Genomic DNA, 26,331 nt, shown 5'->3' with positions numbered 1-26,331 from the left:
CGTTGGACATTTCCCGCCACGGCGAGTCCCGTCGCGGCGGCCGGTCCGCGCCGGGCAGCGTGATTACGAGGTCGCGCAGGCCAGCGGCTCGCCTCGGCGTCGGCGGAGGGTCAGGATCGCCAGCGCGAACGCTCCGATGCAGGCCAGCCGGAGGCTGAGGTCGAGGTCGGGTTCTGCGGTGCCCGGCGGCAGATAGTGCGCGGTTGATAGAGCAAGCCCGACACCGCCGACCGCGGCGATCGTCCCGGCCTACGCGAGCGCCTGATTTCCTGCCATGCAAGGAAGTTCACGTTGCTGGGCCGTGGTTTTCACCCAGCCTGGTCTCCCCTCGCGAGGCCAGATGCGGACCTGGCCTGACTCGGCGTTCGGCAGCTTTCTGCCTTCGATTTCGCTGCAGTGCAACGGAATCCGCGGTTCGTGCGGCACCGGGCGAAGGTGACTGTTGGTAACGATTCGGTTACTCGAGAACCTCAGCGCTCTCGCTGGCGACTGACCTGATGTGCATCGGAAAAGGTGCGCTCCGGCAGCCGCCGGAAGACGAGGCGAGGAGTGGACATGATTCTGCGCGCGATGCTGGCAGCGGCACGTGCTCTGGTGACTGGCCGTCGGACCAGTCCGGCAAACCGGGGCGAGCGGGTGGTGGGGCCTAATCGGACACCACCACCCGCCGAGAGGTCAGCCCCGGTCTTCCTTCAGCATGTCCGCGCACTTCTCGCCGATCGCCATCGTCGTGATGCACGGGTTCACCGTCACGAGGAACGGCATCACCGAGGCGTCGGCCACCCGCAGGCCCTCGACGCCGCGGACCCGCAGCCGCTCGTCCAGCACCGCCTCGGGGTCGCCGTCCGCGCCCATCCGGGCCGTGCACGCCGGGTGGTACACGGTGTTGTGCGTTTTGCGCAGGTAGTCGGCGATCTCGTCGTCGGTCGTGCAGTCGCGGCCCGGCGCGAGTTCCACGCCCGCCCATTCGTCGAGGGCGGGCTGGGCGGCGATTTCGCGGGCGAGCTTCACGCCGTAGGTCATCACGCGCATGTCGTACTCGTCGGTGAAGTACCGCGGGTCGACGCGGGGCTTGTCGCGGAAGTCGCGCGTGCGCAGCCGCACGGTGCCCCGCGATCGGCTGCGCGTCACGTTCGGCGTGAGGCAGAAGCCGTTCTCCGTCGTCGGGTAGCCGTGCCGGACGGTGTTCATGTCGAAGGGCACCGAACCATAGTGGAACATCAGGTCCGGGCGGTCCAGGCCCTCCTCGGTCATGGTGAAGATGCCGATTTCCCACCACTGCGTGGATTCGGTGACCATCGGCTGCAGGGCGTCCCACATCACCAGGCCCTCGGGGTGGTCCTCGAGGTTCGAGCCGACGCCCGGCGAGTCCACGAGCACCTCCACGCCGACCTCGCGCAGGTGCTCGGCGGGCCCGATGCCCGACAGCATCAGCAGTTTCGGCGTGTCGATCGCGCCGGAGCTGACCACGACCTCGCGGCGCGCGGTGATCGTGCTGTGGTGGATGAGGTCCGCGTCCAGCACCTCGACGCCGGTGCAGCGGCGGCCGTCGAACAGCAGCCGTTTCGCGCGGGCGCCGGTGCGGATTTCCAGGTTCGGCCGCTTGCCCATGATCGGGTGCAGATAAGACACCGACGCCGAAGACCGGGTGCCGTCCTCGCGGGCGTTGATCTGGAACCAGTTCGCGCCGTGGGTGACGGTTTTGCCGGAGTTGAACTCCGTCGTCGGGATGCCCGCCTGGGCGCACGCCGACAGCAGGGCCGCGCCCGCCGGGTCGTTCGGCGGGACCGACCGGATGGTGACCGGGCCGGAGCGGCCGTGGTGGTCGCCGGGGCCGTCGTTGGTCTCGAGCCGCTGGTACAGCGGGAAAACATCCGCGGCGGACCAGCCGGGCAAGCCCATCGAGGACCACTCGTCGAGGTCCTCGGCCGGGGCCCAGAAGGCGATGCACGAGTTGTGCGACGAGCAGCCGCCGAGCACCTTCGCGCGGGCCTGGCGCAGGTAGGAGTTGCCCGCCTCCTGCGGTTCCACCAGGTAGTCCCAGTCGTACCCGGATTCCAGCAGACCCATCCAGCGGGTCAGCTCCAGCACCTCCGGCACGTCCGTGTCGGACGGTCCGGCCTCGAGGAGGCAGACGGTCACGTCCGGATCCTCGGACAGCCGGGCGGCCACCACCGATCCGGCCGTTCCGCCGCCGACCACCACGTAGTCGAACTCGCTTGCGCTCACCGGGAAACCTCCTCATCGGGCGCCGGGGCGGCGGCGTGGTCCGCCAGCACCCCGACCTTGTGCCGTTGCACGAACCAGTAGTAGGCGAAGCCGCCGGCCGCGAAGACGCCGACGAACAACACCGAAATCCACTTCAGATACCAGTGGAAGGGCGGGGAAGCGTTGTAGATCTCGTTGCGGGGCCAGGCCAGGTTGACCGTCATCGCGCCGCCCCACAGCACCGCGAGCACGTTCACCGGGAGACCCCAGCGGCCGAGGGAGAACCGGCCCGCCGGGGCGCCCTCGCGCGGCCACCGCCCGCGCAGCCTGCGGATCAGCATCGGCACAGTCACGAGGAGGTAGGACAGGTAGATCAGGATGATCGCGAGGCTGGTCACGGCCGAGAAGATCTGCGTGGAGTTGATGTTCAGCACCAGCAGGGCGACCGCGAGCACGCCGATCACGATCGCGGGCAGCACCGGCGTGCCGGTCTTCTTGTTGACCCGCGCCAGTTTCCGGCCGCCGGGCAGAGCGTTGTCCCGTGCCATCGCGAACGCGATCCGGATCGCCGCGGTGTGCACCGCCAGCACGCACACGGTGATCGCGATGAACACGACGAACAGGAACACGCGTCCGATCGCCGGGCCGAGCGCGTCGGTGAGCACGTACTGCAGGCCGACCGTGCCGAGTTCCGGTGCGTTGATGTTGCCGACCGCCATGAGCGCGAACAGGATGATCAGCCCGCCCAGCACGAAGGAGGCGACCAGCGCGCGCAGGATCGCCTTCGGCGCGTTGCGGTGCGGGTTCAGCGATTCCTCGCCGAGCGAGGCGGCGGTGTCGAAGCCGTACATCACATACGAGGAGGCGATGCCTGCGATCAGGAACGCGCCGAGGTAGCCCGACGAATGCCCGGCCTCGGTGCCGTTCGTCTGGGTCACCACCGACGGGCCGCGGACGAAATGGAAGGCGAGGAACACCACCAGCAGCACCGCGAACAGCAGCTCGACGAACACGCCCGCGCTGTTGATCCGGGCCATCAGCTTCACGCCGAACGCGTTCACCAGCGTGGTGAACACGATCAGCACGGTGGCCAGCAGCACGCCGTTGGCCGCGTCGCTGGTGCCCGTGCCGTCGCCGATGAACTGGAAGAACGACGTGATCTGCGGCAGCGTCCGCTGGTAGGCGAGCGCGGTCGCGGAGATCGAGACGATCGAGGCCAGCAGCATCATCCAGCCGGCCATCCACGCGATGTGCGGGTTGCTGAGCTTCTTCGCCCAGTTGTAGACCGACCCGGCGACCGGGTACTGCGCGGCCAGTTCGGCGAAGCAGAGAGCCACCATCAGCTGCCCGACGAACACCGCGGGCCAGGACCACCAGTAGGCCGGTCCGCCCTCGGACAGGCCGAGGTAGGACAGCTGGAACACCCCGGTCAGCACCGAGATGTAGCTGATGCCGGCAGCGAAGGTGTGGAAACTGCCGAGCGTTCTCTTGAGCTGGTTGGTGTAGCCGAATTCGCCGAGTTCGCGGTCGCCGGTGTCGCTCAAGGGCACGGTCCTTTCGGTGGGGGAGGGGGGATCAGCCGGAGAACCAGTGCTGGGGGCCGGGCTTCAGGTTCTGGTGGATGTGCTTGACCTCGGTGTATTCGGCCAGGCCGGTCGGGCCGAGCTCGCGGCCGAAGCCGGACTGCTTGTAGCCGCCCCATTCGGCCTGCGGCAGGTACGGGTGGTAGTCGTTGATCCACACCGTGCCGTGCCGGAGCCGGTTCGCGACGCGCTGGGCGCGGGCCGCGTCCTGGGTGAACACGCCGCCGGCCAGGCCGTAGTGGGTGTCGTTGGCGATGCGGACCGCGTCGTCCTCGTCGGTGAACGTCTCCACGGTCAGCACCGGGCCGAAGGACTCCTCGACCACCGCGGTGCTGCCCTGCTGGACGTTGTCGAGGATCGTCGGCAGGTAGTAGAAGCCGTCCTGCAGCGCCGGGTCGTCCGGACGCTTGCCGCCGGTGCGCAGGACAGCGCCCTCCTCGATGGCGGTGGCGACGTAGCGCTCCACCTTCTCGCGGTGCGCGGCGGAGATGAGCGGCCCGGTCTCGGCGTTCTCGTCGAACGGCCCGCCGAGGCGGATCCGCTCCGCGCGGCGCACCAGCTCGTCGACGAATTTGTCGTGCCATTCCTGCTGGATGATCAGCCGCGCACCGGCCGAGCAGACTTGCCCGGAGTGCAAGAACACCGCGGTCAACGCGTAGTCGACAGCGGTCTCGAAGTCCGCGTCGGCGAACACGACGTTCGGGTTCTTGCCGCCGAGCTCGAGCGCGACCTTCTTCACCGTCGCCGCCGCGTTCGCCGCGATCACCCGTCCGGTGGCCAGGCCGCCGGTGAACGACACGAGGTCGACGTCCGGGTGCTCCGACAGCGGCGCACCGGCCGACGGACCCGCGCCGAGCACGAGGTTCGCGACCCCGCCGGGCAGCCCCGCCTCGGCGAGCAGCCGCATGAACAGGATCGAGGTGTGCGGCGTCAGCTCGCTCGGCTTGAGCACGAACGTGTTGCCCGCGGCCAGGGCCGGGGCGATCTTCCACACCGTCTGCAGCAGCGGGTAGTTCCACGGGGTGATGAGGCCGCAGACGCCGACCGGTTCGTGCACGATCCGGCTGAACGAGTCCGCGCTGCCGGTGTCCACGACCCGGCCCGCGTCGTTGCCCGCGAGCTTGCCGAAATAGCGCAGGCAAGCCGCGATGTCGCTCATGTCGTAGCGGCTCTCCACCAGGCGTTTGCCGGTGTCGAGCGATTCGGCGCGGGCGAATTCCTCGGCGTCGCGGTCGAGCAGGTCGGCCGCGCGCAGCAGCAGGTTGCCGCGCTCGCCTGCCGGGGTCGACGGCCAGGGTCCGGTGTCGAACGCCCGGCGAGCCGCGGCGATGGCGGCCTCCGTGTCCTCCGCGGTCGCTTCGGCGACCTCGGCGACCAGGCTGCCGTCCGCGGGGCACCGGATCTCGCGCCGCCCTCCCGCACGCGCGTCCACCCATTCGCCGCCGATGTACAAGTCCGCCATGGGGTCCTCTCGAGCTCGGGGGTCCGTCCGGGATTATCACGGCCACGCGGGGTGACCGCGACTTGACTGACCGGCCTCGTGATCTTCCCCGCTCGTGGAGTTGCGTTTCCGCCGGAGCTGTGATCCGGGACGCGGGCGGCCGGACCGAGGTGGCGGCCGTCCGTAGACTGGCCGGAACCGGCGGAGGAAGAGACGGACGGGGTGGAGCGGTGACCATGCTGGACTCGGTGCACGGACCGGCGGACCTGAAGCGCATGAGCGTCGAGGACCTCGGGGAGCTGGCGGCCGAGATCAGGGACTTCCTCGTGGACAAGGTCCGCCGCAGCGGCGGGCACCTCGGTCCCAACCTGGGCGTCGTCGAGCTGACGCTGGCGCTGCACCGCGTGTTCGACTCGCCGCGCGACGCGATCGTGTGGGACGTCGGGCACCAGGCGTACGTGCACAAAATCGTCACCGGGCGGCACGGCGACTTCGACAAGCTGCGCCAGCAGGGCGGACCCACCGGGTACCCGTGCCGCGGCGAAAGCGAGCACGACCTGGTGGAGAACAGCCACGCGTCCGCCGCGCTGTCCTATGTGGACGGCATGGCGAAGGCGTTCGAGCTGTCCGGCGGCCCGCGCAGGCACGCGATCGCGGTGGTCGGCGACGGCGCGCTCACCGGCGGCATGTGCTGGGAAGCGCTCAACAACATCGCCGGGCGCAAGGACCGCCCGGTCGTGATCGTGGTCAACGACAACGGCCGGTCGTACTCGCCGACCATCGGCGGGATGGCCGACCACCTGGCGTCGCTGCGGCTGCAGCCGGGCTACGAGCGGCTGCTGGACGGCGGTCGCGAACTGCTGCGCAGCACCCCGGTGGTGGGCAAGCCGATCTACGCGGCGTTGCACGCGGCTAAGGCGGGCATTAAGGATGCGTTGAGCCCGCAGGTGATGTTCTCCGACCTCGGCCTGAAGTACCTCGGCCCGGTCGACGGCCACGACCTGGTCGCGCTGGAGAAGGCGTTCCAGAGCGCCCGGGCGTTCGGCGGTTCGGTGATCGTGCACGTGGTCACCGAGAAGGGCCACGGCTACGCGCCCGCGGTGAACCACCAGGCCGACCAGATGCACCAGACCGACCCGATCGACCCGGAGACCGGCCTGCCGCCGGTGAAGGGCCCGAGCTGGACCGGCGTGTTCGGCGACGAGCTGGCGAAGATCGGCGAGGAGCGCGAGGACGTCGTGGCGATCACCGCCGCGATGCTGCGCTCGACCGGGCTGGAGAAGTTCTCCGAGCGCTTCCCGGACCGCTGGTTCGACGTCGGCATCGCCGAACAGCACGCGGTGACGTCCGCGGCGGGCCTCGCGATGGGCGGCTGCCACCCGGTCGTCGCGCTGTACTCGACGTTCCTGAACCGGGCGTTCGACCAGGTCCTGATGGACGTCGCGCTGCACCGCCAGCCGGTGACGTTCGTGCTGGACCGCGCGGGCATCACCGGACCGGACGGCCCGAGCCACCACGGCATGTGGGACCTGTCGCTGCTGGGCATGGTGCCGGGAATGCGGGTGGCCGCGCCGCGCGACCCGGGAACGCTGCGCGAGGAACTGCGCGAAGCGGTCGCGGTACAAGACGGCCCGACCGCGCTGCGGTTTTCGAAGGGCAGCGTCGGCGCGGACGTGCCCGCGGTGGAACGCATCGGCACGGTCGACCTGCTGCGCCGCCCCTCGGGTTCGACGGACGTCCTGCTGGTCGCGGTGGGTCCGTTCGCGCAGCTGGCCCTGTCGGCCGCGGACCGGTTGGCGGACCAGGGCATCGGCGTGACGGTCGCCGACCCGCGCTGGGTGGTCCCGGTGCCCGCGGAGCTGGTCGCGCTGGCTGAGCAGCACAAACTCGTGGTGACAGTCGAGGACAGCGGCCGCCACGGCGGCTTCGGCTCGGCCCTGGCGGCGGTGCTGCGCGACGCCGAGTGCGACGTCCCGCTGCGCGACCTCGCGGTGCCGCAGGCGTTCCACGACCACGGAACCCGCGCGGAGGTGCTGGACCGGATCGGCCTGACCGCCCAGGACGTGGCGCGGCGGATCACGGAGTGGGCGTCGGGTCGGCTGGGTGCCGATGTGGAGGAGACCGCGGGAGAGAAGCCGCGCGCCTGAGCGGAGTGGGCTCCGGGGCGGCTGGCTGCTGGCTTGGCGGGAGCGCGGAGGTAGGGCGCGCTTGAGCAAAGTGGGCTTCGGGTCGGCACTGGCTCGGAGGGACCGCGGGAGACAAGCGCGCCTGAACGGAGTGGGGCCGGAGTCGGCACTCGGTGCCGACTTGCCGGGAGCGGCGGGGAGAAGCTGCGCGTCTGAGCAGAGTGGGCTCCGGGGTCGGCTGGCGGCTGACACGGCAGAAACGCGAAGGACCAGCCGCGAGCCCGAGCGCAGTGGGGCAGGAGCGAAAGCCTCGCGCTTGAACGGCGGGTCCCCGGCGCAGGAACCCGCCGCGCTCATTACTCAGCAGCAGCGACCGGGACTTCGGCAGCGAAGGTCTGGTCAATGTCCGGGATCCAGTAGCAAATCTCGAGCGTCTTGATCCGCGACATGTGCCAGACCTTCCGGCTGCTGCCCAGCGCCCCGGCCGCCCCGAGCAGCGAAAGCGCGGCGGCTCCGGCGGCGATCACCCGGTGCGGCCCCGTCGCGGTTTGGACGAGCGCGACCACCGCGGCCAGCGCGAACGCGAAGGCGATGTTGCGCAGCATTACCGACTGCGCGCGCATTCGGACGATTTCTCCCGCCGCGTCCTTGTCGTGCAGTTCAGCCGCGGCGACGAGCAGCGCCGGGTTGGACTGGACGTAAGCGCGGTCGCGTGCCTGCGGAACCTGGGCGACGAACTCCTGCTGCGCGGCCTCCGCGTCCCGGCGGGGGCGGAGCCGCTCCAGTTGTGCGGCCAGGGGGTGGAAGAGGTGTCCGAGCAAGTAACTGGCTACGACTGCGCCGGCGACCAGCAGTGCGCCCGGTGCGGACGTCAGTGCGGCGACGTGCAGCACGCCCAGCCGGTCGAGTACGTAGACCAGCAGCGACAACTGGACCGCTCCGGGCACGGCGAAGCTGAACAAGTCGAAGATGCCGACTGCGAACGTCACGAATCGCCTCCAGGACCGGGGTTTCCGGGATCCTCCCACAACTGTCCCGCGCGGGTACCGTGTTTGGTCATCGCTGCGCGCGATAGCTGTGATCCGCGCTGGGCTCTTTCCGTTTTCCGCGTTCCCGGAAGACTCAGGGGAAGCAGGTTATGGGAAAGGTGGAGAGAATGTCGGAAATCAGCAGGCGTGGCGCGCTCGGGGCAGGTGCCGGAATCGCTGCGGCGACCGCGCTCGGGGCGAGCGGGACCGCGCGGGCGAGCACGGAGAAACCAGCGAAACCGACGTACGTTTTCCCGCTCGCCAAATCCGCGCCTGCCGTCCACGACGGCGGGACGTTGCGCGGGGCTCACGAGAAGAACTTCCCGGTATTGGCAGGTCAGCAGGGTTCGGTGTATCTGGTGCATCTCGACCCCGGCGGCGTGCGCGAGCCGCATTGGCATCCGTCCGCGTGGGAGTTGAACTACATCATTTCCGGCAGGGCGGACTGGAGCATTCTCGGGACGCACGAGGATGGCAGTTACCACAATGCGGTTTTCAGTGCGGCAGCCGGGGAACTCGTCTTCGCGCCGCAGGGATTCTTTCACTACTTCGCGAATTCCAGCAACACCGAGGGGCTGGATGTGCTCGTCATGTTCAACACCAGCACCGGCGAGCCGAACGACGACATCGGCATCGTCGGGACGCTGAACTCGCTGCCGCGCGAGATCCTCGCCGCCTCGTTCGGGGTTCCGGTGTCCGCGTTCGCCGCGGTGCCGAAGGATCTCAAGCCGGTGGTGATCACCCGCCGCCGGTAGTGGCAGTGGACACACCTGGTGCACGGTCGCACACCGAGAGTGGTACTCCGGAGTAGTGATCGATCCGGTGCTGCTGCGCACTTTTCTCGCGGTTGCCGAGGCGGGCGGGTTCTCCGAAGCCGCCCGCAGGCTGGATCTCGGGCAGTCGACGGTGAGCCAGCACGTCCGCCGCCTCGAAACGGCGCTCAGTTGCGTGCTGTTCGAGCGCGACACGCACAGCGTGCGCCTCACCGGCGACGGCGAGACGATGACCGGCTTCGCCCGCGGCATCCTCGACCAGCAGGACCGCGCACTCCGCTATTTTTCCCGGCCGGGCCCGCGCGGGCGGGTCCGGTTCGGGGTGTGCGAGGACTTCCTGCTCGGCCACGCCGCGGACGTCCTCGGCCGGTTCCGCGGCGCGCATCCGGGGATCGATCTCGAACTGTCGGTCGAGCTGAGCGAGGTGCTGCATTCCCGGCTCGCCGACGGAGACCTCGATCTGGTGCTCGCCAAACGCGATTCCGGACAGGGCGTGCGACGCGACCCGCTCGTGTGGGTGGGCGCGTCCGGGCTGGAGTTGATCCCGGGAGAGCCGGTGCCGCTGGTCCTCTACCCGGAGCCGAGCGTCACCCGCGCCCGCGCGCTGACCGCGTTGCGCCGCAACGGTGTCCAGTGGCGGATCGGCTGCGTCAGCGAACGGCTGAACGGCCTGCGTGTCGCGCTCGAAGCCGGGCTCGGCGTGGGCCTGTTCGCGGAATCCGTGGTCCCGGACGGGCTGGTCCCGATCGCGGGCCTGCCCGATCCGGGATCGGTGACGTTCGTGCTGAGCCACCGGGGAACGGCGCGGGGTTCGGCGGCGGCGCTGGCGGAGGCGATCCTGTCCGCACAGTGGAGCCGCCCGCCGCTCACGCTTCGGCAACCACCGCTTCCGCAGCGATAGCCGTCGAGGGCCCGAAAACCTCCCGAGGCTCCGGAAACACCTTCACCAGCACCGGATACGCCACCGCTGCCGTGCACAGCGTCACCACCAGGCTGATGTCCACCCCGCCCGCGATGCCTGCCAGCGGTCCGGTGATCATCGGCGTGTTCGCGCACAGCAGGCCCAGCCCGGTGGCAGGGATCCAGGCCGCCATCGCGCGCCAGTTGACGCCTCGGTGGAACCAGTATCGTCCGCCGGTGCGGCCCTCGTTGAACACTTGCAGGTCGGCCGGGTCGTAGTAGCCGCGACGTTGCACGTAGCCGATCATCATGATCACCATCCACGGCGACGTGCACAGCACGATCAGCGTCGCGAAGGCGTTGATGCTGGACACCATGTCGAGCACGAAATTGCCGACGAAAATGAACAGCACACTGAGCGTCCCGATCAGCAGCGTCGCCCGCACGCGGGACAGGCGCGGGAAGATCGAGCTGAAGTCCAGTCCGGTGCCGTACAGCGCGGTGGTGCCGGTGGACAGCCCGCCGATCAGCGCGACCACGATCAGCGGGATCGCGTACCAGAGCGGGGAAATCGCGGTCAGGCCGGTGACGTAGTCGGCCGGGTCGGCGACCAGGGGCGCGGTCGCGATGCCGAAGCCGAACGGCAGCAGCGTCGCCAGCTGGGCGAGGAACGGCGCGGCCAGCAGCGAGCGGCGCGAGTGGGTGGCCGGGATGTAGCGCGACCAGTCGCCGAGGAACGCGCCGAACGAGATCGGGTTCGCCATCACGGTCAGCACGGCGAGGATCCACGTCGGCCAGAAGCCGCCGAGGGCGAAGTTGCCGCTGCCGGCGAACGACGGGTCGAACGAGCCGCCGTAGGCGAAGATCCCCACCAGCATGATGAGCGTGCCCAGCGTTACCGCGACACGGTTGACCAGGAGCATGAAGCGGTAGCCGTAAATGCACACGACGAGAACGGCGATCGCGATCACGCCGTAGGCGACAGCGCGCAGCACAGGACCACCGTCGATGCCGAAAAGCCGTTGTGCCGCACCGGCTACCGCGTCGCCGCTCACCCACACCGAGATCGCGAAGAAGGTGATCGCGGTGAGCAGCGACAGGAACGAGCCGACGCACCGGCCGACCACGCCGAAGTGCGCGCCGGACGAAACCGCGTTGTTGGTGCGGGTGACCGGGCCGAACAAAGCCATCGGAGACAGCACGAGCGCGCCGAGCACCACGCCCACGACGGTCGCCGCGAGCGCCGCCCAGAAGCTCAGCCCGTACGCGATCGGCAGCGTGCCGAGGATGATCGTGGCGAACGTGTTGGCCCCGCCGAACGCGAGCCGGAACAGGTCGCGCGGCCGGGACGTCTGCTCGGCGGGCGGGATCGGGGCGATGCCGTGCTGTTCGACCTCGGTGACTTTGTCGCTCATCACTCGAACCTCGTCATCACGTGCTTGACCCGGGTGTACTCGGCGAACGAGTACGCCGAAAGGTCCTTGCCGTGCCCGGAGTGGCCGAACCCGCCGTGCGGCATCTCGGCGGTCAGCGGGCCGTGCGTGTTCACCCACACGCAGCCGAAATCGAGGTCGCGCGACACCCGTGCGACGCGGGCGACGTCGTTCGTCCAGACCGAAGAAGCCAGCCCGTACGGGACCCCGTTGGCCAGCTCCAGCGCTTCCGTCTCGTCGGCGAACGGCTGGACGGTGATCACCGGCGCGAAGACTTCCTCTTGCACCAGTTCGTCGTCCTGGCGGAGGCCGGACACGACGGTCGGCGCGAGCTGGAAGCCCGGTCCGGGCGCGGTGCCGCCGGTTTCGACGCGGGCGTGCGACGGCAGCCGCTCCAGCAGACCGAGCACGCGGTCGAGCTGGGCGCGGCTGTTGAGCGGGCCGTAGTCGACGTCCGGACGGCGGGTGGCGGCCGTTTTCGCCAGCGCGGCAACGAATTCGTCGTGGACGCTCTCGTGCACCAGCACGCGGCTGCCCGCGGTGCAGTCCTGCCCGGCGTTGTAGAACGCGGCGTCGGCGATCCGCTCGGCGGTGTCGGCGAGGTCGGTGTCCGGGAAGACCAGCAGGGGAGCGTTGCCGCCCAGTTCCAGGTGGGTGCGCTTGAGATCGGCCGCGGCGACGGTGGCCACGTCGATGCCGGCGCGCGTCGAGCCGGTGATGGACACCAGGTCGGTATGCGGGTGCCGGACCAGCGCGCGGCCGGTTTCCCGGTCGCCGCACACGACGTTGAACACGCCCGGCGGCAGGAATTCCGCCGCGGCTTCGGCCAGCAGCACCGCGGTGGACGGCGTGGTTTCCGCCGGCTTGAGCACCACGGTGTTGCCCGCGGCGAGCGCCGGGCCGATCTTCCACACGGCCATCATCAGCGGGTAGTTCCACGGCGCGATCTGCGCGCACACGCCGATCGGCTCGCGGCGGATCACCGACGTGTGCCCGGGCAGGTACTCGCCCGCGCCGGTGCCTTCGAGCTGCCGCGCGGCGCCGGCGAAGAACCGCAGCGTGCTCACGCATTCCGGGATTTCCTCGTCCAGCATGACCGAACGGACCTTGCCGGTCTCGCGGACCTCGGCGTCGGCGAACTCTTCCGCACGGGCTTCCAGCGCGTCGGCGATCTTGAGCAGCGCTTCCTGACGCTGCGCGGGCGTGCTGCGCCGCCACGACCGGAACGCGCGCGCCGCCGACTCCATCGCGAGGTCGATTTCGTTCCGCCGGGAAATGACGCTCGTGCCGAAGACCTTGCCGGTGGCCGGATTGGTCAGTTCGAGGGTCGCCTCGGTGTCGGGCGTGTCGACCAAGGCGCCGCCGACGAAGTTGCGGACGTGGGTCATGAATGCTCCAAATGGGTTGGGGCGAACATCTTCAGCAGCGCGGGAAGCACGACGACCGACGGTCCCGGCGTGCGCAGCGCGTCGGCGAGATCCGTGCGGACACTGTCCACAGTGGTCTTTCGGGCGGGGATGCCGAATGATTCGGCGAGCGCGACGAAATCCGGTCGCGGCAGTTCGGTCGCGGTGGTCTGGCCGAACGCGCCGGTGAGGTACTCGCGGAGGATGCCGTAGCCGCCGTCGTCGACGACCAGCCAGGTCACGTCGAGCTGGTGCTGCACGGCGGTGGCCAGTTCGGCCAGTCCGTACATCGCGCCGCCGTCGCCGGACACGGCCAGCGACCGGACGCCTGCCGCAGCAGCGCCGAGCGCGCCGGGAAGGCCGTAGCCGAGCCCGCCCGCACCTTGCGCGGTATGAATCGGCGCGCCGTCCGGATTCCACACCGACCACGCCCAGTAGGCCGCGATGGTCATGTCCCAGAAGGTTTGCGTGCCTTCGGGAAGCGCGGCACGGATGTCGTCGATCAGCTTCCGTTCGAGCGTGAGCGGCTGACTGTCCAACCTGGACTCGACGCGCGCGAGCAGATCCTTCACCGCGGCTTCGGCGCGGCCGTCCGGGGTGCGCGGCGTGAGCTGGCCGAGCAGTGCGCGAAGGGTGTGCCGGACATCGGCGTGCAGCCCGAGCGCGGGGTAGTTCGACTCCAGCTTCCCGAGATCCGCTTCCACCTGCACGACCTGGCCGCGCGGCGCGAACTCGCGGTAGTTGCTGGACAGCTCGCCCAGCCCGGAGCCGAGCACCAGCAGGACGTCGGCGGCGGAGAGGAATTCCGTGGTGTGCCAGTCTTCCATCCACGATTGCGCGGACAGCTCGTGGTCCCAGGCGAAAACGCCCTTGCCGCCGAACGTCGACACCACCGGTGCGCGCAGCGTTTCGGCGAGCTGGCGCAGTTCCTCGTGCGCCCCCGAACGCAGTGCGCCGCCACCGGCGAGGATCACCGGATTCTTCGCTGCGTCAAGGAGTTTCGCGGCTTCGGCCACCAGCTCCGGCAACGGTTCGAGGGGAGCCGGAGCCGTGGTCACTGACGTCAGCTGCGGCAGGATCGTCTCAGCGAGCAGCACGTCCTGCGGGATTTCCACCCACACCGGCCCGTACGGCGCGGTCGCGGCGGATTCCCACGCCTCGCGCAGCGCGGTCGGGATCTGGCTGATCGACCGGACCACGTGCACCGACTTCGCGACGTCCCGGAAGCTGGCCTGCTGGTCGGTGAGTTCGTGCAGGTAGCCGTGCCGTCCGCCGCCGAGCCCGGCGACCGGGACCTGGCTGGAGATGCCGAGCACCGGCACCGAGGCCGCGCGCGATTCCTGCAGCGACGCCAGCGTGAGCAGCGCGCCGGGGCCGGTCGACACGATCATCGGCGTGACCGGCACCGGGCCGTGCGGATCGGCGGCGAGCCGGGCGCGCGCGTGGCCGTCCGCGGCGAAGGCGAGATTGTTCTCTACCCGAGAGCTGACCACGCGCACGTCTTCAGCGCGGCGCAGGGCTTCGAACAGGCCGAGCGCGTGCTGTCCGGGCAGGCCGAACACGGTGTCCGCACCGAGCGCCCGCAGCGTCTCTACGACAACGTCGCCGCCGATCCGGGTCATGCGTCGCGTCCCAGCGCCAGCAGGCTGACCAGGTCGTAAGCGACGTGCGAAGCAGCGACAGCGGTGATCTCGGCGTGGTCGTAGGCCGGGGCCAGCTCCACGACGTCCGCGCCGACCAGGTTGAGCCCGCGCAGGCCGCGCAGGATCTCCAGCAGTTCGCGGCTGGTCATGCCGCCCGCTTCGGGGGTGCCGGTGCCGGGCGCGTGCGCGGGGTCGAGCACGTCGATGTCCACGGAGACGTACAGCGGACGGTCGCCGATGCGCTGGCGAAGCGCGTCCACGGTCTCGTCGATGCCGCAGCGCAGTACGTCGCCGGAGGTGACGATGCCGAAGCCGAGGCGACGGTCTTCTTCAAGGTCGCGCTTGCCGTACAGCGGACCGCGCGTGCCCACGTGCGACACGGCGCTGGTGTCGAGGATGCCCTCTTCGACCGCGCGACGGAACGGCGTGCCGTGCGTGTACGGCTCGCCGAAGTAGGTGTCCCAGGTGTCGAGGTGAGCGTCGAAGTGAAGCAGTGCAACGGGACCGTGCTTCTTCGCCGCCGCGCGCAGCAGCGGGAGCGCGATGGTGTGGTCGCCGCCGACCGTCACGAGCTTCGTCTCGCCCGCCGTAAGCGCTTCGGCTTCCTGCTGCAGCTTCTCGATCGCTTCGCCGATGTGGAACGGGTTGACCGCGATGTCGCCGGCGTCGACGACCTGCTTCTCCGCGAACGGCGAAACGTCCAGACCCGGGTGGTAGGGCCGCAGCAGCCGGCTCGCCTCGCGAAGCGCCGAAGGACCGAACCGCGCGCCGGGGCGATAGGACACGCCAGAGTCGAACGGCACGCCGACCACGGCTACGTCGGCGCTCGGCACTTCGTCGATCCGCGGCAGCCGCGCGAAGGTCGCGAAGCCGGCGAAGCGCGGGATCTGCGACGAGTCGAGCGGGCCGACCGGACGCTGTTCACTCACTGGGTCAACTCCTGTCGGGTTTCGGATGCGCTGAGATCTTCAGCGGCTTCGGAACCGTGGAGACGGCTTGTCCACACGGAAAGAATGCTGTCCGGCGTACGCGGTGTCGCGAGGCTGACGCCGACGTACACGACCAGGCTGACGCCGAGGCCCCAATAAATCGGACTGTTGGCCGCGACACCGTCGATGATCATGAAGGCGATGACGGACACCGTGCCGGCCACCATCGACGTGTACGCGCCTTCGCGAGTGCCGCGCTTCCAGAACAGCGCGCCGACGATCGTGACGAGAAGGCCGCCGACGAGGATGTCGTACGCGATGGTGAGCGCGTTGACGACGTCGTCCACGAGCATTGCGATACCGATGGCCACGATGCCCAGCACAAGTGTCGTCACTCGGTTACGCAAGACCTCGCCACTCTTAAGGCCGATCTTGCGGAACAGGTCCGAAGTCGTCGTGGTGGCGCACGCGATGAGCGCGCCGCTCGAAGTCGACATCAGCGCCGACAGCGCCGCAGCGAGCACGAGGCCGCGTACGCCGGTGGGCAGGAGCCGTTCGGCGATGGTGGCGAAGGCGTCCTGCGCGCTGCCGAGGTCTGGGTACAGCACCTTCGCCGCCGTACCGATCAGCGCGCCCGCGATGCCGTAGACGAGGCAGTACACGCCGGAGATGACGCCGCCGCCGGTCGCGACGCGCGGCGTGCGCGCGGTGAACACGCGCTGCCAGATGTCCTGCCCGATCAGCAACCCGAACGTGTAGATCAGGAAGTAGGTCAGGATCGTCTCGCCGCCGATCGAGGTGAACTCGAAGTACGACGCGTCCAGCTTCTCGGCCATCCCGCTGAAACCGCCCGCCGAGACGAGCGCGACCGGCAGCAGCACGAACAGGATGCCGATCGTCTTGATCACGAACTGCGCGATGTCGGTCAGCGTGATCGACCACATGCCGCCCAGCACCGAGTACAGCACCACGATCGACCCGCCGATCGCGATCCCGGCCCAGCTCGGGATCGAGAACAGCACCTTGAAGATCGACGCGAACGCCAGCGTCGAGGTGACCGTGAGCATCAGCGTGTAGCCCCACATCACCGCGCCGGACACCGCGCTCGCGCGGCCGCCGTAGCGCAGGTCGAGCATCTCGCCGACGGTGTAGACGCGCAGTTTCACCAGCCGCCGCGCGAAAACCGCGTGCAGCACGAGGATTCCGACGCCGATCGTGATCACCAGCCACGCGCCGGAGATGCCGTAGGTGTAGCCGAGCTTCACGCCGCCGACGGTCGACGCGCCGCCGAGCACGACGGCCGACATCGTGCCGGAGTACATGAACCAGCCGAGCCGCCGTCCGGCGACCAGGTAGTCGGATTTGGTCTTGGCCAGCCGGAGGCCGATCCAGCCGACCCCGATCATGCCCGCGATGTACAGCGCGATCACCGCATAGTCGCCGCCCACGGGTCCTCCTCGAAACGGGGTGGGGTTCTTGCGGGACACCGTAGGGTCGGGCGACCCCGCGGCGGCATGGGACGATGTATCCAGGACTTCGTCGGAGATTGGTTGAAATGACCCACCAGGACGTGCTGTTGCCCGCGGAGGTGACAGTCCCACTACGCACCGTCGCGGGCAACCCGGAGCTGGCGCTCGACGTCGTGCCCGAAACGCTCCGCCCGGGCGCGCTGGACCGGCCGGTGCGGTGGGCGCACGTGAGCGAACTGGCCGACCCCGCGCCGTACCTGGTGGGCGCCGAACTCGTGCTGACCGCGGGCGTGAACCTGCCGAAGGACACCGACCGGTACGTCCGAGGGCTGCGCGACGCGGGCGTCACCGCGCTCGGCTTCGGCCTCACCCCGACGGTCTCGGAAACTCTGCCGTCCTCACTGCGCGACGCCTGCGCGGATCACGGCCTGCCGCTGCTGGTGGTGCCGCCCGCGACGCCGTTCCTGGCGATCAACCGCGCCGTCGCGGTCGCGCTCGCGGAGGCGGGGCGGCACGAAGAACGGCGACTGGCGGAAGGTCGCGAAGCGCTGACGCGAGCCGCTGGCGGCGGCCTGGGGGAGTTGGTCGCCGCGCTCGCCGGACGCTTGCGCGGGTGGGTCGCGATGGTCGGCTCCGGGGACGTACTGGCGGCGGGCTACGACGCGCCGCAGCCGTTGCCGTCGCCGGTGAAGGAATTGCTCGCGACCTTGCGCGCTCGCTCCGGAATCCGCATCGCCTCTACTGAATTGCCGGACGGCACCCATGTTGTCGCGCAGCCGGTCTATCCGCAGGCGACCGCCGCGCACCTGGTCGTGGTCGGCCGGGCGCAACGGTTCGACAGCGGAGACCGGGCGATCCTGGCCGTCGGTGCGGCACTGCTGGGCCTCGTCGGCCGCGCCGGATCGGACAGCGCGGAACTCGGTGCCGCAGCGACAGCGTTGCTGCTCGGCGGTCCCGGCGCGGATGCGCTCGCCGGAGTCGTCGGCAGCGATCAAGCCCGGCTCGTCGCCGGAATCGCCCACCGAAAGGGCCCGGACGCACTCGCCCGGCGGCCGGACTGGCTGCGCGCCCGCCTCGACACCCCGCTGGTCCAGGTCCTGCCCGGCCCCCGCTTCTACGCCATCGCAGGCGAACCCAGCGACCTGGACGGGCTTCTGGAACACGGCTGGCTCGCGGTCGCCAGCCCGCCGCACCCCGCCGCGGACCTGCCCGCCGCCGTCGCGGAAACCGAACTGCTGCTCGCCCGCGCCCGCGCGCTGGCCCGTCCGCTGGCCGCCAGCGCCGACCCGCTCGGCTTCGACGAACTGATCCCGCCCGCCGCGGCAGGCGCGTTCGCCGAACGTCTGCTGGCCCCGCTGCGAGAACTGGATCGCGCGCACAGCCGCGAACTGGTGCCGACGCTGCGGACGTGGCTGGCGAACCACGGAAGCTGGGACCGGACCGCCGCCGAACTCGGCGTGCACCGCAACAGCGTGCGGCACCGGATCGGGCAGGTGGAACGGGCGCTGGGCGTCGAGCTGGCCGACCCGGAAACGCGGATGCGGCTGTGGTTCGCGTTGCGGTGGGGCTGAACGCGAGTGTCCACTAAGGCTTCTCAGGTGCTCTCAGGAAACTATGGGATTGTGGTCTGGTGCGAGTTCTGGTAGTCGAAGACGAAGAGCCGTTGGCCGACGCGATCGCCCGCGGGCTGCGGCGGGAAGGCATGGCCGTCGACATCGCGCTCACGGGCGACGACGGGCACGAGAAGTCGTCCGTCACGCGGTACGACGTGGTGCTGCTCGACCGCGACCTGCCGGGGATGTCCGGCGACGACCTGTGCCGCGAGATCGTGACGTCCGGCGAGCTGACGCGCGTGCTGATGCTGACCGCGAGCAGTTCGGTGTCCGACCGGGTGGACGGGCTGTCCCTGGGCGCGGACGACTATCTCGCCAAGCCGTTCGCGTTCCCGGAGCTGGTCGCGCGCGTGCGGGCGCTGGGCCGCCGCGCGACGCCCGCCGCGCCGCCGCTGCTCACCGCGGGCGACGTCGAGCTGGACCCGGCGAAGCGCACCGTCCGGCGCGCGAGCGGGCCGGTCGAGCTGACCCGCAAGGAGTTCGGCGTGCTCGAGGTGCTGCTGTCCGCCGGCGGATCCGTGGTCAGCAGCGAGGAACTGCTCGAACGGGTGTGGGACGAGAACGCCGACCCGTTCACCACGACGGTCCGGGTCACCGTGATGACCTTGCGCAAGAAGCTCGGCGAACCGGGCATCATCGAGACCGTGGTCGGCTCGGGCTACCGGGTGTCGGTCGCCGGTTCCGAGTGAAGCTTCCCGGCGCCCGCAGCCTGCGGGTGCGCGTCACCGTCCTGGCGACCGTCCTGGTCGCCGCGGCGGGGTTGCTGCTGCTGTGGCTGGCGTGGACGCTCGTCGGCGACGCCGTCGACGCCGTGCCGCACATGCCGCCGGGCACCATCGTGCGGGTCGACGGCATCGACGTGGACGCGTCCACGCTCGCGCAGCACCTGCGTCAGCACGCGGTCACCCGGGTGCTGATCTTCGGTTCGCTGGCGTTCTGTTTCGTGGTGGCCGCGGCGGCGATCCTCGCCTGGACGTTCACGTCTCGCGTGCTGCGGCCGCTGCGCGAGATCACCGGGACCGCGCGGCGGCTGTCGATCGAGTCGATGGGGGAGCGCATCGGCGAGATCCGCTCGCGCGACGAACTGGCCGAGCTGGCGCGGACATTCGACGACATGCTCGACCGGCTCCAGGACGCGTTCGATTCGCAGCGGCATTTCGTCGCCAACGCGAGCCACGAATTGCGCACGCCGCTGTCGGTGATCCGCGCGGAATTGGACGTCACGCTGTCCGACGAACACGCCGACGAGGCCGAATTCCGCCGGATGGCCGGGGTCGTGCTGGACGCGACGAACCGGGCGGGACAGCTGGTGAATTCGTTGCTGCTGCTGGCCAGGACCGACGGAGCCGGGCTGGTGACGCGGGAACTGGTCGACCTGACCGTGCTCGTGGAACGGGCTTGGTCCGCGGTCCGCGGCGAGGCTGAACAACGCGGCCTGCGCGCGGATTTCGCGATGCAGCCCTCGCCCGCGATCGGGGATTCGGCCTTGCTGGAACGGATCGCCGGGAACCTGGTCGAGAACGCGGTGCGGCACAACGTCGACGGCGGCTGGATCGAGGTGACGACCGAGCCGGGCGCGCAATGGTCGACGCTGCGGGTGCGTTCGTCGGGCGGGCTGCTGGACCCGGCGGCGGTGCCGGAACTGTTCCAGCCGTTCCGCCGCGCCGGGGTGGCCCGGACGGCGCGTTCCGGTGCGGGACTGGGACTTTCGATCGTGCGGGCGGCGGTGCAGGCCCACGGAGGGACGGTGTCCGCGGAGCCAGTGGTCGGCGGCGGGCTGGCGGTGACGGTGCGGCTGCCGTCGGTGTAGCGGCTCGTGGGTGGCTAGGCCGGTGAGAACCGGTCTAGCCACCCACGACGTCAGTGGACGTCGACGAACGTGGGGTTCCCGTACAGCCACAGGTCTTCGTACGGATTCGCCTGCCCGATCACGTCCATCGCCGGCTCGATCCCGCCCGCGACGTGCCGCTTCCCGTCCGTTCCGCGCACCCGGACGTAGAACGGCTCCCGTACGTTGCGGAACGTGTGCTTGAACGTCACCCGCCGTCCCGCGTAGCCGCGCGAAGGTGTGAACGACTCGACCACTCGCGTACCCGGCGCAGTTATCGTGTCGCGATCCGCCGCCGGGCCGGTGACCGGGCCCGAGATCAGGTCCAGCCGGCCGAGGCGCGGCACCGAACCTGACCCGTTCGGCCGGTACGTGGTCACCGCGGAAACCACGACCGTCACCGTCGAGCCCCGGCGCACGCGCAGCCGTCCGCCGAACGTCGCGCAGTCGCCGCTGCCGTGCACGCCGACTTCCAGCTGCTGCACCAAACCGCCGTGGGACAGCCAAATCCGGCCCGCGCGCAGGCCTTCCAGCACGCCCTCGAAGCCCGGCCGGGACACGCCGACCACGGTGCGGCTGAACTCTCCGGGGTAGAAATCCGCGTACGGCGCGGACAATTGCGGGACCCCGCTGTCGACCGGGTCCGGGTACTTGCCGGTCTGCTCGTACCAGCCGTCCGGCACCGCCGGGCGCACCAGCTGGTCGCCGCGGTTGTAGTGCGAATCGGAGTTCGTGGTGATCCACCACGGTTTTCCTTCGGCCAGCAGGGAATCCCACAGCCCGCCGACCTTCGCCGTGGTCCAGTCCCAGCCGCCGAACGTGCGGTACGCCTCGGCCGGGAAGCCGGGCCACGAGTCCGCACCGGGGTTGTTGGCGTAGCCGCCTCGCGCACCACCATTGCCTTGCGGCTTGGGGAATCCGTCGGCCTGCGCGCCGGGCGCGCCTTCCATGCCGATCACGATTCCGGGCGCGGTGTCGCGGTAGTTGCGCAGTTCGTGCGGCGACACGCGGCCGTTGCGCAGCGGGTGGTTGATCAGCACGACCGGTGCGTGGATCCGGCGCTTGCGTTCCTGCTCAGCGAGCCACCGCAAACCCTTGAGCGCCAACGCTTCGTGCTCCGGGCTGGACGATTCGGAACCCGTCAGCCGCCAGTCGAAGCCGCGCTCGAACTCGCGCAGCACGGTGGCCTGGTCGCGTCCGGCCTGGAAGAACAGCGTCGCGTGCTCCGCGCCCGGCACGTTCCACTCCATGCCTTGCCACAGCAGCAGATCCGGATGCCTCCGCTGCGCGGCGAGCACGTCGCGGCTGGTCGGCTCCACCGACGACTTCTCGTGCGTCGCGTGCCCGTGATCAGTGAAAACGATCCACTTCGCGCCGTGCTCGCGCGCGCCGGACGCGATCCGGTCGATGGTGTACATCGCGTCGTACGAGTACTGGCTGTGCGTGTGGTGATCGCCGACGACCCACTGGTAGCGGCGGCCGAACAGCCAGTCGAGATCGATCCCGAGGTCGAGGCCCAGATCGAGGCCCGCCGCGTCGGCCTGGCCCGAGGCCAGCACCGGGACCCCGGCCGCGACCGCGCCGGCCAGTCCCGCGCGCTTGAGGAATCCGCGACGGCCGACGCCGTCCGGGTTCGTGCTGTTCATCCTGCTCCTGACCTGCTCCGATGATTCGGCAGGACGCTATGGGGCAGCGGTGAACGGCTGGTGCTCAGAAGGTCACGAAGCGCTCGGTGTGTCCGGGTTCACGGCGGAGCCGCCCTGCGGAACAGGGCGGCTCCGCCTAGGCGTTACGCCGGAACCGAAGCGACGCCCTGGGACAGGAACGGCTTCCCGTTGACCCGCTCCGAGACGCCCGCCCGGTCGAGGTACGGCGTGATGCCGCCCAGCCAGAACGGCCAGCCCGCGCCGAGGATCAGGCACAGGTCGATGTCCTGGGCCTCCGCGACCACGCCCTCGTCGAGCATGATCCGGACCTCTTCGGCGATCGCGTTCAGCGCGCGGTCGCGGACCTGCTCGGCGGTGGACGGCTGGTCGCCCTGCGTCCACAGTGCGGCGACCTCCGGGTCGACCGACGGCGTGCCGGTCGCGTCCCAGGTCCAGACGCCCTTCTTGCCCGCCTTCACGAACTTGTCCAGGTTCTCGCTCACGGTGAAGCGGTCCGGGAACGAGCCGTGCAGCGTCTCGCCGACGTGCAGCGCGATCGCCGGGCCGACGAGCTGCATCAGGTTCAGCGGCGACATCGGCAGGCCGAGCGGTTCCAGCGCGGAGTCGGCCACGTCGAACGGCGTGCCCTCGTCCACCGCCACCAGCACCTCGCCGAGGAAGCGCAGCAGCAGCCGGTTCACGACGAACGCCGTCGCGTCCTTCACCAGCACGCTCGACTTCTTCAGCTGCTTGCCGACCGAGAACGCCGTCGCCAGCGCCGCGTCGTCGGTCTTCTCGCCGCGCACGATCTCCAGCAGCGGCAGCACGGCCACCGGGTTGAAGAAGTGGAAACCGACCACGCGCTCCGGGTGCTGCAGCTTCGACGCCATCGCGGTGATGGACAGCGACGAGGTGTTCGTGGCCAGGATCGCCTCGGGGGAGACGTGCTGCTCCAGCTCGGCGAACACCTGCTGCTTCACGCCCAGCTCTTCGAACACGGCCTCGATCACGAAGTCCGCGTCGGCGAACGCGGCCTTGTCGAGCGAGCCGGTGACCAGAGCCTTCAGCCGGTTCGCGCCGTCCGGGGACACGCGCTTCTTGGCCAGAAGCTTGTCGATCTCCTCGTGGACGTACGCGACGCCCTTGTCGATGCGCGCCTGGTCGACGTCGGTGAGCACCACCGGCACCTTGAGGCGGCGCACGAACAGCAGCGCCAGCTGGCTGGCCATCAGGCCGGCGCCGACGATGCCGACCTTGTTCACCTTGCGCGCCAACGACTTGTCCGGCGCGCCGGCCGGCCGCTTCGCTCGCTTGTTGACCAGGTTGAACGAGTACAGCCCAGCCCGCAGCACGTCCGACATCAGCAGTTCGGCGAGCCCGTCGGTCTCCGCCGCGTAACCGCGGTCGAGGTCGTTCTCCCGCGCCAGCTCCAGCAGTTCGACGGCCTTGGTCGCGCCCGGCGACGCACCGTGCGTGCGACCGTCCACGATGGACTTGGCCCGCGCGATCGCCGCGTCCCACTCCGCGCCGCGGTCGATTTCCCGGCGAGCCGGGGTGATCTCGCCGTTGACCACCTTGGCCAGCCACAGCAGCGACTGCTCGAGGTAGTCCGCGGAACCGAAGACCTCGTCGACGATGCCGAGTTCGGCGGCCTTGCGCACGTTCAGCATCTTGTTCTGCGCCAGCGCGTTCTCGATGATCACGGTGACGGCGGCGTCCGGGCCGATCAGGTTCGGCAGCAGCTGCGTGCCGCCCCAGCCCGGGAACAGGCCGAGGAACACCTCGGGGAACGCGATCGCCGCGGTGTTCTCCGACAGCGTCCGGTAGTGGCAGGACAGCGCGAGTTCGAGCCCGCCGCCCATCACCGCGCCGTTGACGAAACCGAACGTCGGGATCTTCGACTCGGTGAGCCGGCGGAACACGTCGTGCCCGGTCTGCGCGATCTCCCTCGCCAGCTTCGGGTCCGACACCGCCTCGACGCCGGAAAGGTCCGCGCCGACGGCGAAAATGAACGGCTTGCCGGTGACCGCGATCGCGGCGGGCTCGGCGGCGAACGCTTCGTCCAGCGCGGTGTTCAGCGCGACGAGACCCTGCGGGCCGAAGGTGTTCGGCCGCGTGTGGTCGTGGCCGTTGTCCAACGTGATCAGTGCGACCGGCTTGTCCAGCCCCGGGACCTTGACCAGGTTGGTGATCGCGTTGGTCACCACCTCGTCCGGGAACGCGGCCTTCGCCTCTTCAGCGGTGAAAGTCATTACTTCGCCCCCTCAGAGCCGTTGTAGGCCGGGTTTTCCCAGATCACGGTGCCGCCCATGCCGATGCCGATGCACATCGTGGTGAGGCCGTAGCGCACGTCGGGGCGCTCGGCGAACTGGCGCGCCAGCTGCGTCATCAGCCGCACGCCGGACGAGGCCAGCGGGTGGCCGCACGCGATCGCGCCGCCCCACTGGTTGACCCGCGGGTCGTCGTCGGCGATGCCGAAGTGGTCGAGGAACGCGAGCACCTGCACCGCGAACGCCTCGTTGATCTCGAACAGGCCGATGTCGTCGATGGACAGGCCGGTGCGCTTGAACAGCTTCTCGGTGGCAGGCACCGGGCCGATGCCCATGACCTCCGGCTCGACGCCCGCGAACGAGTAGCCGACCAGCCGCATCCCGATCGGCAGGCCCAGCTCGCGCGCGGTGTCCTCGTCGGCGAGGATCGCCGCGGTGGCGCCGTCGTTGAGCCCGGCCGCGTTGCCCGCGGTGATCCGGCCGTGCGGGCGGAACGGCGTCTTCAGCTTCGCCAGCTGCTCGACGGTCGTGCCCGGGCGCGGCGGCTCGTCCTCGGTCGCGAGGCCCCAGCCGAGTTCCTTGCTGCGCGTGGCCACCGGAACCAGCTCCGGCCCGATCTTGCCGGTCTTCACGGCCTCGGCGTAGCGCTCCTGGCTGCGCGCGGCGAACGCGTCCGTGCGCTCCTTGGTGATCTCCGGGAAGCGGTCGTGCAGGTTCTCCGCGGTCTGGCCCATCACGAGCGCGGTCGGGTCGACCAGCTTGTCCGCGACGATCCGCGGGTTCGGGTCGACGCCCTCGCCCATCGGGTGGCGGCCCATGTGCTCGACGCCGCCCGCGATGGCGATGTCGTACGCGCCGAAGCCGATGCCGCTCGCGGTGGTGGTCACCGCGGTCATCGCGCCCGCGCACATCCGGTCGATCGCGAAGCCCGGCACGGACTTCGGCAGCCCGGCGAGCAGCGCGGCGGTGCGGCCGATGGTCAGGCCCTGGTCGCCGATCTGCGTCGTCGCGGCGATCGCCACCTCGTCCACGCGCTCGGGCGGCAGCTCCGGATGCCGCCGCAGCAGCTCGCGGATGGCGTTGACGACGAGGTCGTCCGCCCGGGTCCCGGCGTACATGCCCTTGTCGCCCGCCTTGCCGAAGGGCGTGCGTACCCCTTCGACGAAGACGACATTGCGCACCCCTCGCGCGGTGGGCGCGAGCGGCGGCGTTGCTGGTGCGGCCACGAATGCTCCTGAAGTCGAGAGTGTTCCTGTCCCGCACCCTAGCCCTTGTTACCGGTGGGTAACCAGGGGAGTGGCCCGGTCGAGTGGGGGACGGCACACTCCCGGGTTCGCGGGGCGGCCCTGACGACCCGGCCACGGCTGCTGCTTGCGGAGGCGTTTGGTCCGAAGCATCCGGATGCCGGCGAAGCATCCGGGTGGTTGACGAAGGATTGAACTGCGCAGCAGGCAGACTGTCCAAGTGGGACTCTTCCGCACGAAGCCAGAGCCGGCCGACGAGGTCGCCGCGCTGCAGTCCGCCCTCGCGAAGGCGCGCAACCCGAACAGCGTGCCGAACCTGCGTCGGCGGCTTCTGCTGGGTCAGTCGCTGGTCAAGAACGAGGACTGGCCCGCCGCCGAACGGCACTACGCGGACCTGGTGCCCGCGTTGACGGACGTCTTCGGTCCGCGCGAGCCGAACACCCTTGCCGCGTGGGCGAATCTGGCGTGGTGCCAGACGTCGCAGGGCCGTCCGGCAGAGGCGATCCCGCTGCTGGAACGCACCGCGGAGCTGTTCGAGGAAACGTGGGGCGCGCGCCAGCCCGCGACCTTCAAGACCCAGCTGTTCCTCGCGGAAACCTATGCCGTGGCGGCGCAGTACGAAGACGCGCTGGCGATCCTGGACGCGCATGTCGACTACTGCGCAGCGGAACTCGGCCCGGCGCACCTCCGGACCAAAGCCGGACGACGGCGGAAGATCACCGTGCTGCGTGCGCTGAACCGCTACGAGGCAGTCGAGCAATTGCTGTCGGACGAGGATGCGCTCTGCGAGA

General features: G+C 70.0%; 18 protein-coding genes and 1 pseudogene. 7 read left to right on the top strand and 12 right to left on the bottom strand.

The features are described from left to right. Positions 1-675: 675 nt before the first annotated feature. Genes DMP23_RS04155 through DMP23_RS04145 form a run of 3 tightly spaced genes read right to left on the bottom strand, consistent with a single transcriptional unit; the run spans position 676 to position 5,253 of the window. Positions 676-2,229, bottom strand: a complete 1,554-nt coding sequence (locus DMP23_RS04155) for a GMC family oxidoreductase (RefSeq protein WP_043838358.1) — start codon at positions 2,227-2,229, stop codon at positions 676-678. Continuing rightward, positions 2,226-3,752, bottom strand: a complete 1,527-nt coding sequence (locus DMP23_RS04150) for an APC family permease (RefSeq protein WP_337820220.1) — start codon at positions 3,750-3,752, stop codon at positions 2,226-2,228. Before DMP23_RS04150 ends, DMP23_RS04155 begins: the two co-directional genes overlap by 4 nt. 31 nt (positions 3,753-3,783) lie before the next feature. Beyond that, the gene (locus tag DMP23_RS04145) at positions 3,784-5,253 is read right to left on the bottom strand and encodes an aldehyde dehydrogenase family protein (protein WP_134666443.1); all 1,470 of its coding nucleotides are present in this window, start codon (positions 5,251-5,253) and stop codon (positions 3,784-3,786) included. 209 nt (positions 5,254-5,462) lie between these two features. On the opposite strand from DMP23_RS04145, the gene dxs reads away from it, so the two are divergent. After that, positions 5,463-7,379, top strand: a complete 1,917-nt coding sequence (gene dxs / locus DMP23_RS04140) for a 1-deoxy-D-xylulose-5-phosphate synthase (RefSeq protein ID WP_337820219.1) — start codon at positions 5,463-5,465, stop codon at positions 7,377-7,379. 335 nt (positions 7,380-7,714) lie between these two features. Here dxs and DMP23_RS04135 read toward each other — a convergent pair whose 3' ends face one another. Then, the gene (locus DMP23_RS04135) at positions 7,715-8,347 is read right to left on the bottom strand and encodes a hypothetical protein (protein WP_337820218.1); all 633 of its coding nucleotides are present in this window, start codon (positions 8,345-8,347) and stop codon (positions 7,715-7,717) included. Between the two features lie 167 nt (positions 8,348-8,514). On the opposite strand from DMP23_RS04135, the gene DMP23_RS04130 reads away from it, so the two are divergent. Both DMP23_RS04130 and DMP23_RS04125 read left to right on the top strand, forming a co-directional pair. After that, positions 8,515-9,141 carry a cupin domain-containing protein gene (locus DMP23_RS04130; protein WP_337820217.1) on the top strand — a complete coding sequence of 209 codons (627 nt, stop codon included), beginning with the start codon at positions 8,515-8,517 and terminating at the stop codon, positions 9,139-9,141. 55 nt (positions 9,142-9,196) lie between these two features. Beyond that, positions 9,197-10,060 carry a LysR family transcriptional regulator gene (locus DMP23_RS04125; RefSeq protein ID WP_337820216.1) on the top strand — a complete coding sequence of 288 codons (864 nt, stop codon included), beginning with the start codon at positions 9,197-9,199 and terminating at the stop codon, positions 10,058-10,060. On the opposite strand, the gene DMP23_RS04120 is transcribed toward DMP23_RS04125, so the two are convergent. From DMP23_RS04120 to DMP23_RS04100, 5 genes are read right to left on the bottom strand one after another with little or no spacing between them, the layout of a single operon-like run. Next, positions 10,026-11,474, bottom strand: a complete 1,449-nt coding sequence (locus DMP23_RS04120) for a purine-cytosine permease family protein (protein ID WP_337820215.1) — start codon at positions 11,472-11,474, stop codon at positions 10,026-10,028. The two genes, DMP23_RS04125 and DMP23_RS04120, sit on opposite strands and share 35 nt — an antisense overlap. Beyond that, positions 11,474-12,880 (bottom strand): aminobutyraldehyde dehydrogenase, encoded by a 1,407-nt coding sequence (locus tag DMP23_RS04115; RefSeq protein ID WP_337820214.1) that lies wholly within the window; start codon positions 12,878-12,880, stop codon positions 11,474-11,476. Before DMP23_RS04115 ends, DMP23_RS04120 begins: the two co-directional genes overlap by 1 nt. After that, entirely contained in the window at positions 12,877-14,520 is a 1,644-nt protein-coding gene (locus DMP23_RS04110) for a thiamine pyrophosphate-binding protein (protein WP_337820213.1), read from the bottom strand. The genes DMP23_RS04115 and DMP23_RS04110 overlap by 4 nt, the downstream gene beginning before the upstream one ends. Further along, a complete protein-coding gene (gene speB / locus DMP23_RS04105) occupies positions 14,517-15,470 on the bottom strand; it encodes an agmatinase (RefSeq protein WP_337820212.1) in 954 nt (317 codons plus the stop codon). The genes DMP23_RS04110 and speB overlap by 4 nt, the downstream gene beginning before the upstream one ends. Next, a complete protein-coding gene (locus DMP23_RS04100) occupies positions 15,467-16,918 on the bottom strand; it encodes a sodium:solute symporter (protein ID WP_336158296.1) in 1,452 nt (483 codons plus the stop codon). Before DMP23_RS04100 ends, speB begins: the two co-directional genes overlap by 4 nt. Positions 16,919-17,025: 107 nt before the next feature. Between DMP23_RS04100 and DMP23_RS04095 the strand changes: the two genes are divergently transcribed. From DMP23_RS04095 to DMP23_RS04085, 3 genes are read left to right on the top strand one after another with little or no spacing between them, the layout of a single operon-like run. Beyond that, a complete protein-coding gene (locus DMP23_RS04095; protein WP_337820211.1) occupies positions 17,026-18,510 on the top strand; it encodes a PucR family transcriptional regulator in 1,485 nt (494 codons plus the stop codon). A 59-nt stretch (positions 18,511-18,569) separates the two neighbouring features. Next, positions 18,570-19,241, top strand: coding sequence for a response regulator transcription factor (locus DMP23_RS04090; protein ID WP_009075614.1), 672 nt, complete (start codon positions 18,570-18,572; stop codon positions 19,239-19,241). Continuing rightward, positions 19,238-20,362: a sensor histidine kinase gene (locus tag DMP23_RS04085; protein WP_337820210.1), complete on the top strand. Its 1,125-nt coding sequence runs from the start codon at positions 19,238-19,240 to the stop codon at positions 20,360-20,362. The genes DMP23_RS04090 and DMP23_RS04085 overlap by 4 nt, the downstream gene beginning before the upstream one ends. A gap of 50 nt (positions 20,363-20,412) precedes the next feature. Here the strand turns inward: DMP23_RS04085 and DMP23_RS04080 are convergent, their stop codons facing one another. From DMP23_RS04080 to DMP23_RS04070, 3 genes are all read right to left on the bottom strand, one after another. Continuing rightward, a complete protein-coding gene (locus DMP23_RS04080; RefSeq protein WP_337820209.1) occupies positions 20,413-22,026 on the bottom strand; it encodes a PHP domain-containing protein in 1,614 nt (537 codons plus the stop codon). 143 nt (positions 22,027-22,169) lie between these two features. Further along, a complete protein-coding gene (locus DMP23_RS04075) occupies positions 22,170-24,278 on the bottom strand; it encodes a 3-hydroxyacyl-CoA dehydrogenase NAD-binding domain-containing protein (protein ID WP_337820208.1) in 2,109 nt (702 codons plus the stop codon). After that, positions 24,278-25,477: a thiolase family protein gene (locus DMP23_RS04070; RefSeq protein ID WP_037819076.1), complete on the bottom strand. Its 1,200-nt coding sequence runs from the start codon at positions 25,475-25,477 to the stop codon at positions 24,278-24,280. Before DMP23_RS04070 ends, DMP23_RS04075 begins: the two co-directional genes overlap by 1 nt. A 283-nt stretch (positions 25,478-25,760) precedes the next feature. Here DMP23_RS04070 and DMP23_RS04065 point away from each other — a divergent pair. Next, a pseudogene (locus tag DMP23_RS04065) lies at positions 25,761-26,069 on the top strand (tetratricopeptide repeat protein); the annotation flags it as partial. Positions 26,070-26,331: the final 262 nt, after the last annotated feature.

The organism is Amycolatopsis sp. A1MSW2902, from assembly GCF_017312175.1.
In the GTDB taxonomy this organism is placed as follows: domain Bacteria; phylum Actinomycetota; class Actinomycetes; order Mycobacteriales; family Pseudonocardiaceae; genus Amycolatopsis; species Amycolatopsis nivea.
The sequence above is the reverse complement of the archived record's forward strand: the minus strand, read 5'-3'. Positions and strand labels throughout refer to the sequence as shown.

Coding starts and splice junctions, on each gene's coding strand:
- DMP23_RS04145 (WP_134666443.1), bottom strand. CDS start 5,253: ATGGCGGACTTGTACATCGGCGGCGAATGGGTGGACGCGCGTGCGGGA.
- DMP23_RS04130 (WP_337820217.1), top strand. CDS start 8,515: ATGTCGGAAATCAGCAGGCGTGGCGCGCTCGGGGCAGGTGCCGGAATC.
- DMP23_RS04120 (WP_337820215.1), bottom strand. CDS start 11,474: ATGAGCGACAAAGTCACCGAGGTCGAACAGCACGGCATCGCCCCGATC.
- DMP23_RS04115 (WP_337820214.1), bottom strand. CDS start 12,880: ATGACCCACGTCCGCAACTTCGTCGGCGGCGCCTTGGTCGACACGCCC.
- DMP23_RS04110 (WP_337820213.1), bottom strand. CDS start 14,520: ATGACCCGGATCGGCGGCGACGTTGTCGTAGAGACGCTGCGGGCGCTC.
- DMP23_RS04095 (WP_337820211.1), top strand. CDS start 17,026: ATGACCCACCAGGACGTGCTGTTGCCCGCGGAGGTGACAGTCCCACTA.
- DMP23_RS04080 (WP_337820209.1), bottom strand. CDS start 22,026: ATGAACAGCACGAACCCGGACGGCGTCGGCCGTCGCGGATTCCTCAAG.
- DMP23_RS04075 (WP_337820208.1), bottom strand. CDS start 24,278: ATGACTTTCACCGCTGAAGAGGCGAAGGCCGCGTTCCCGGACGAGGTG.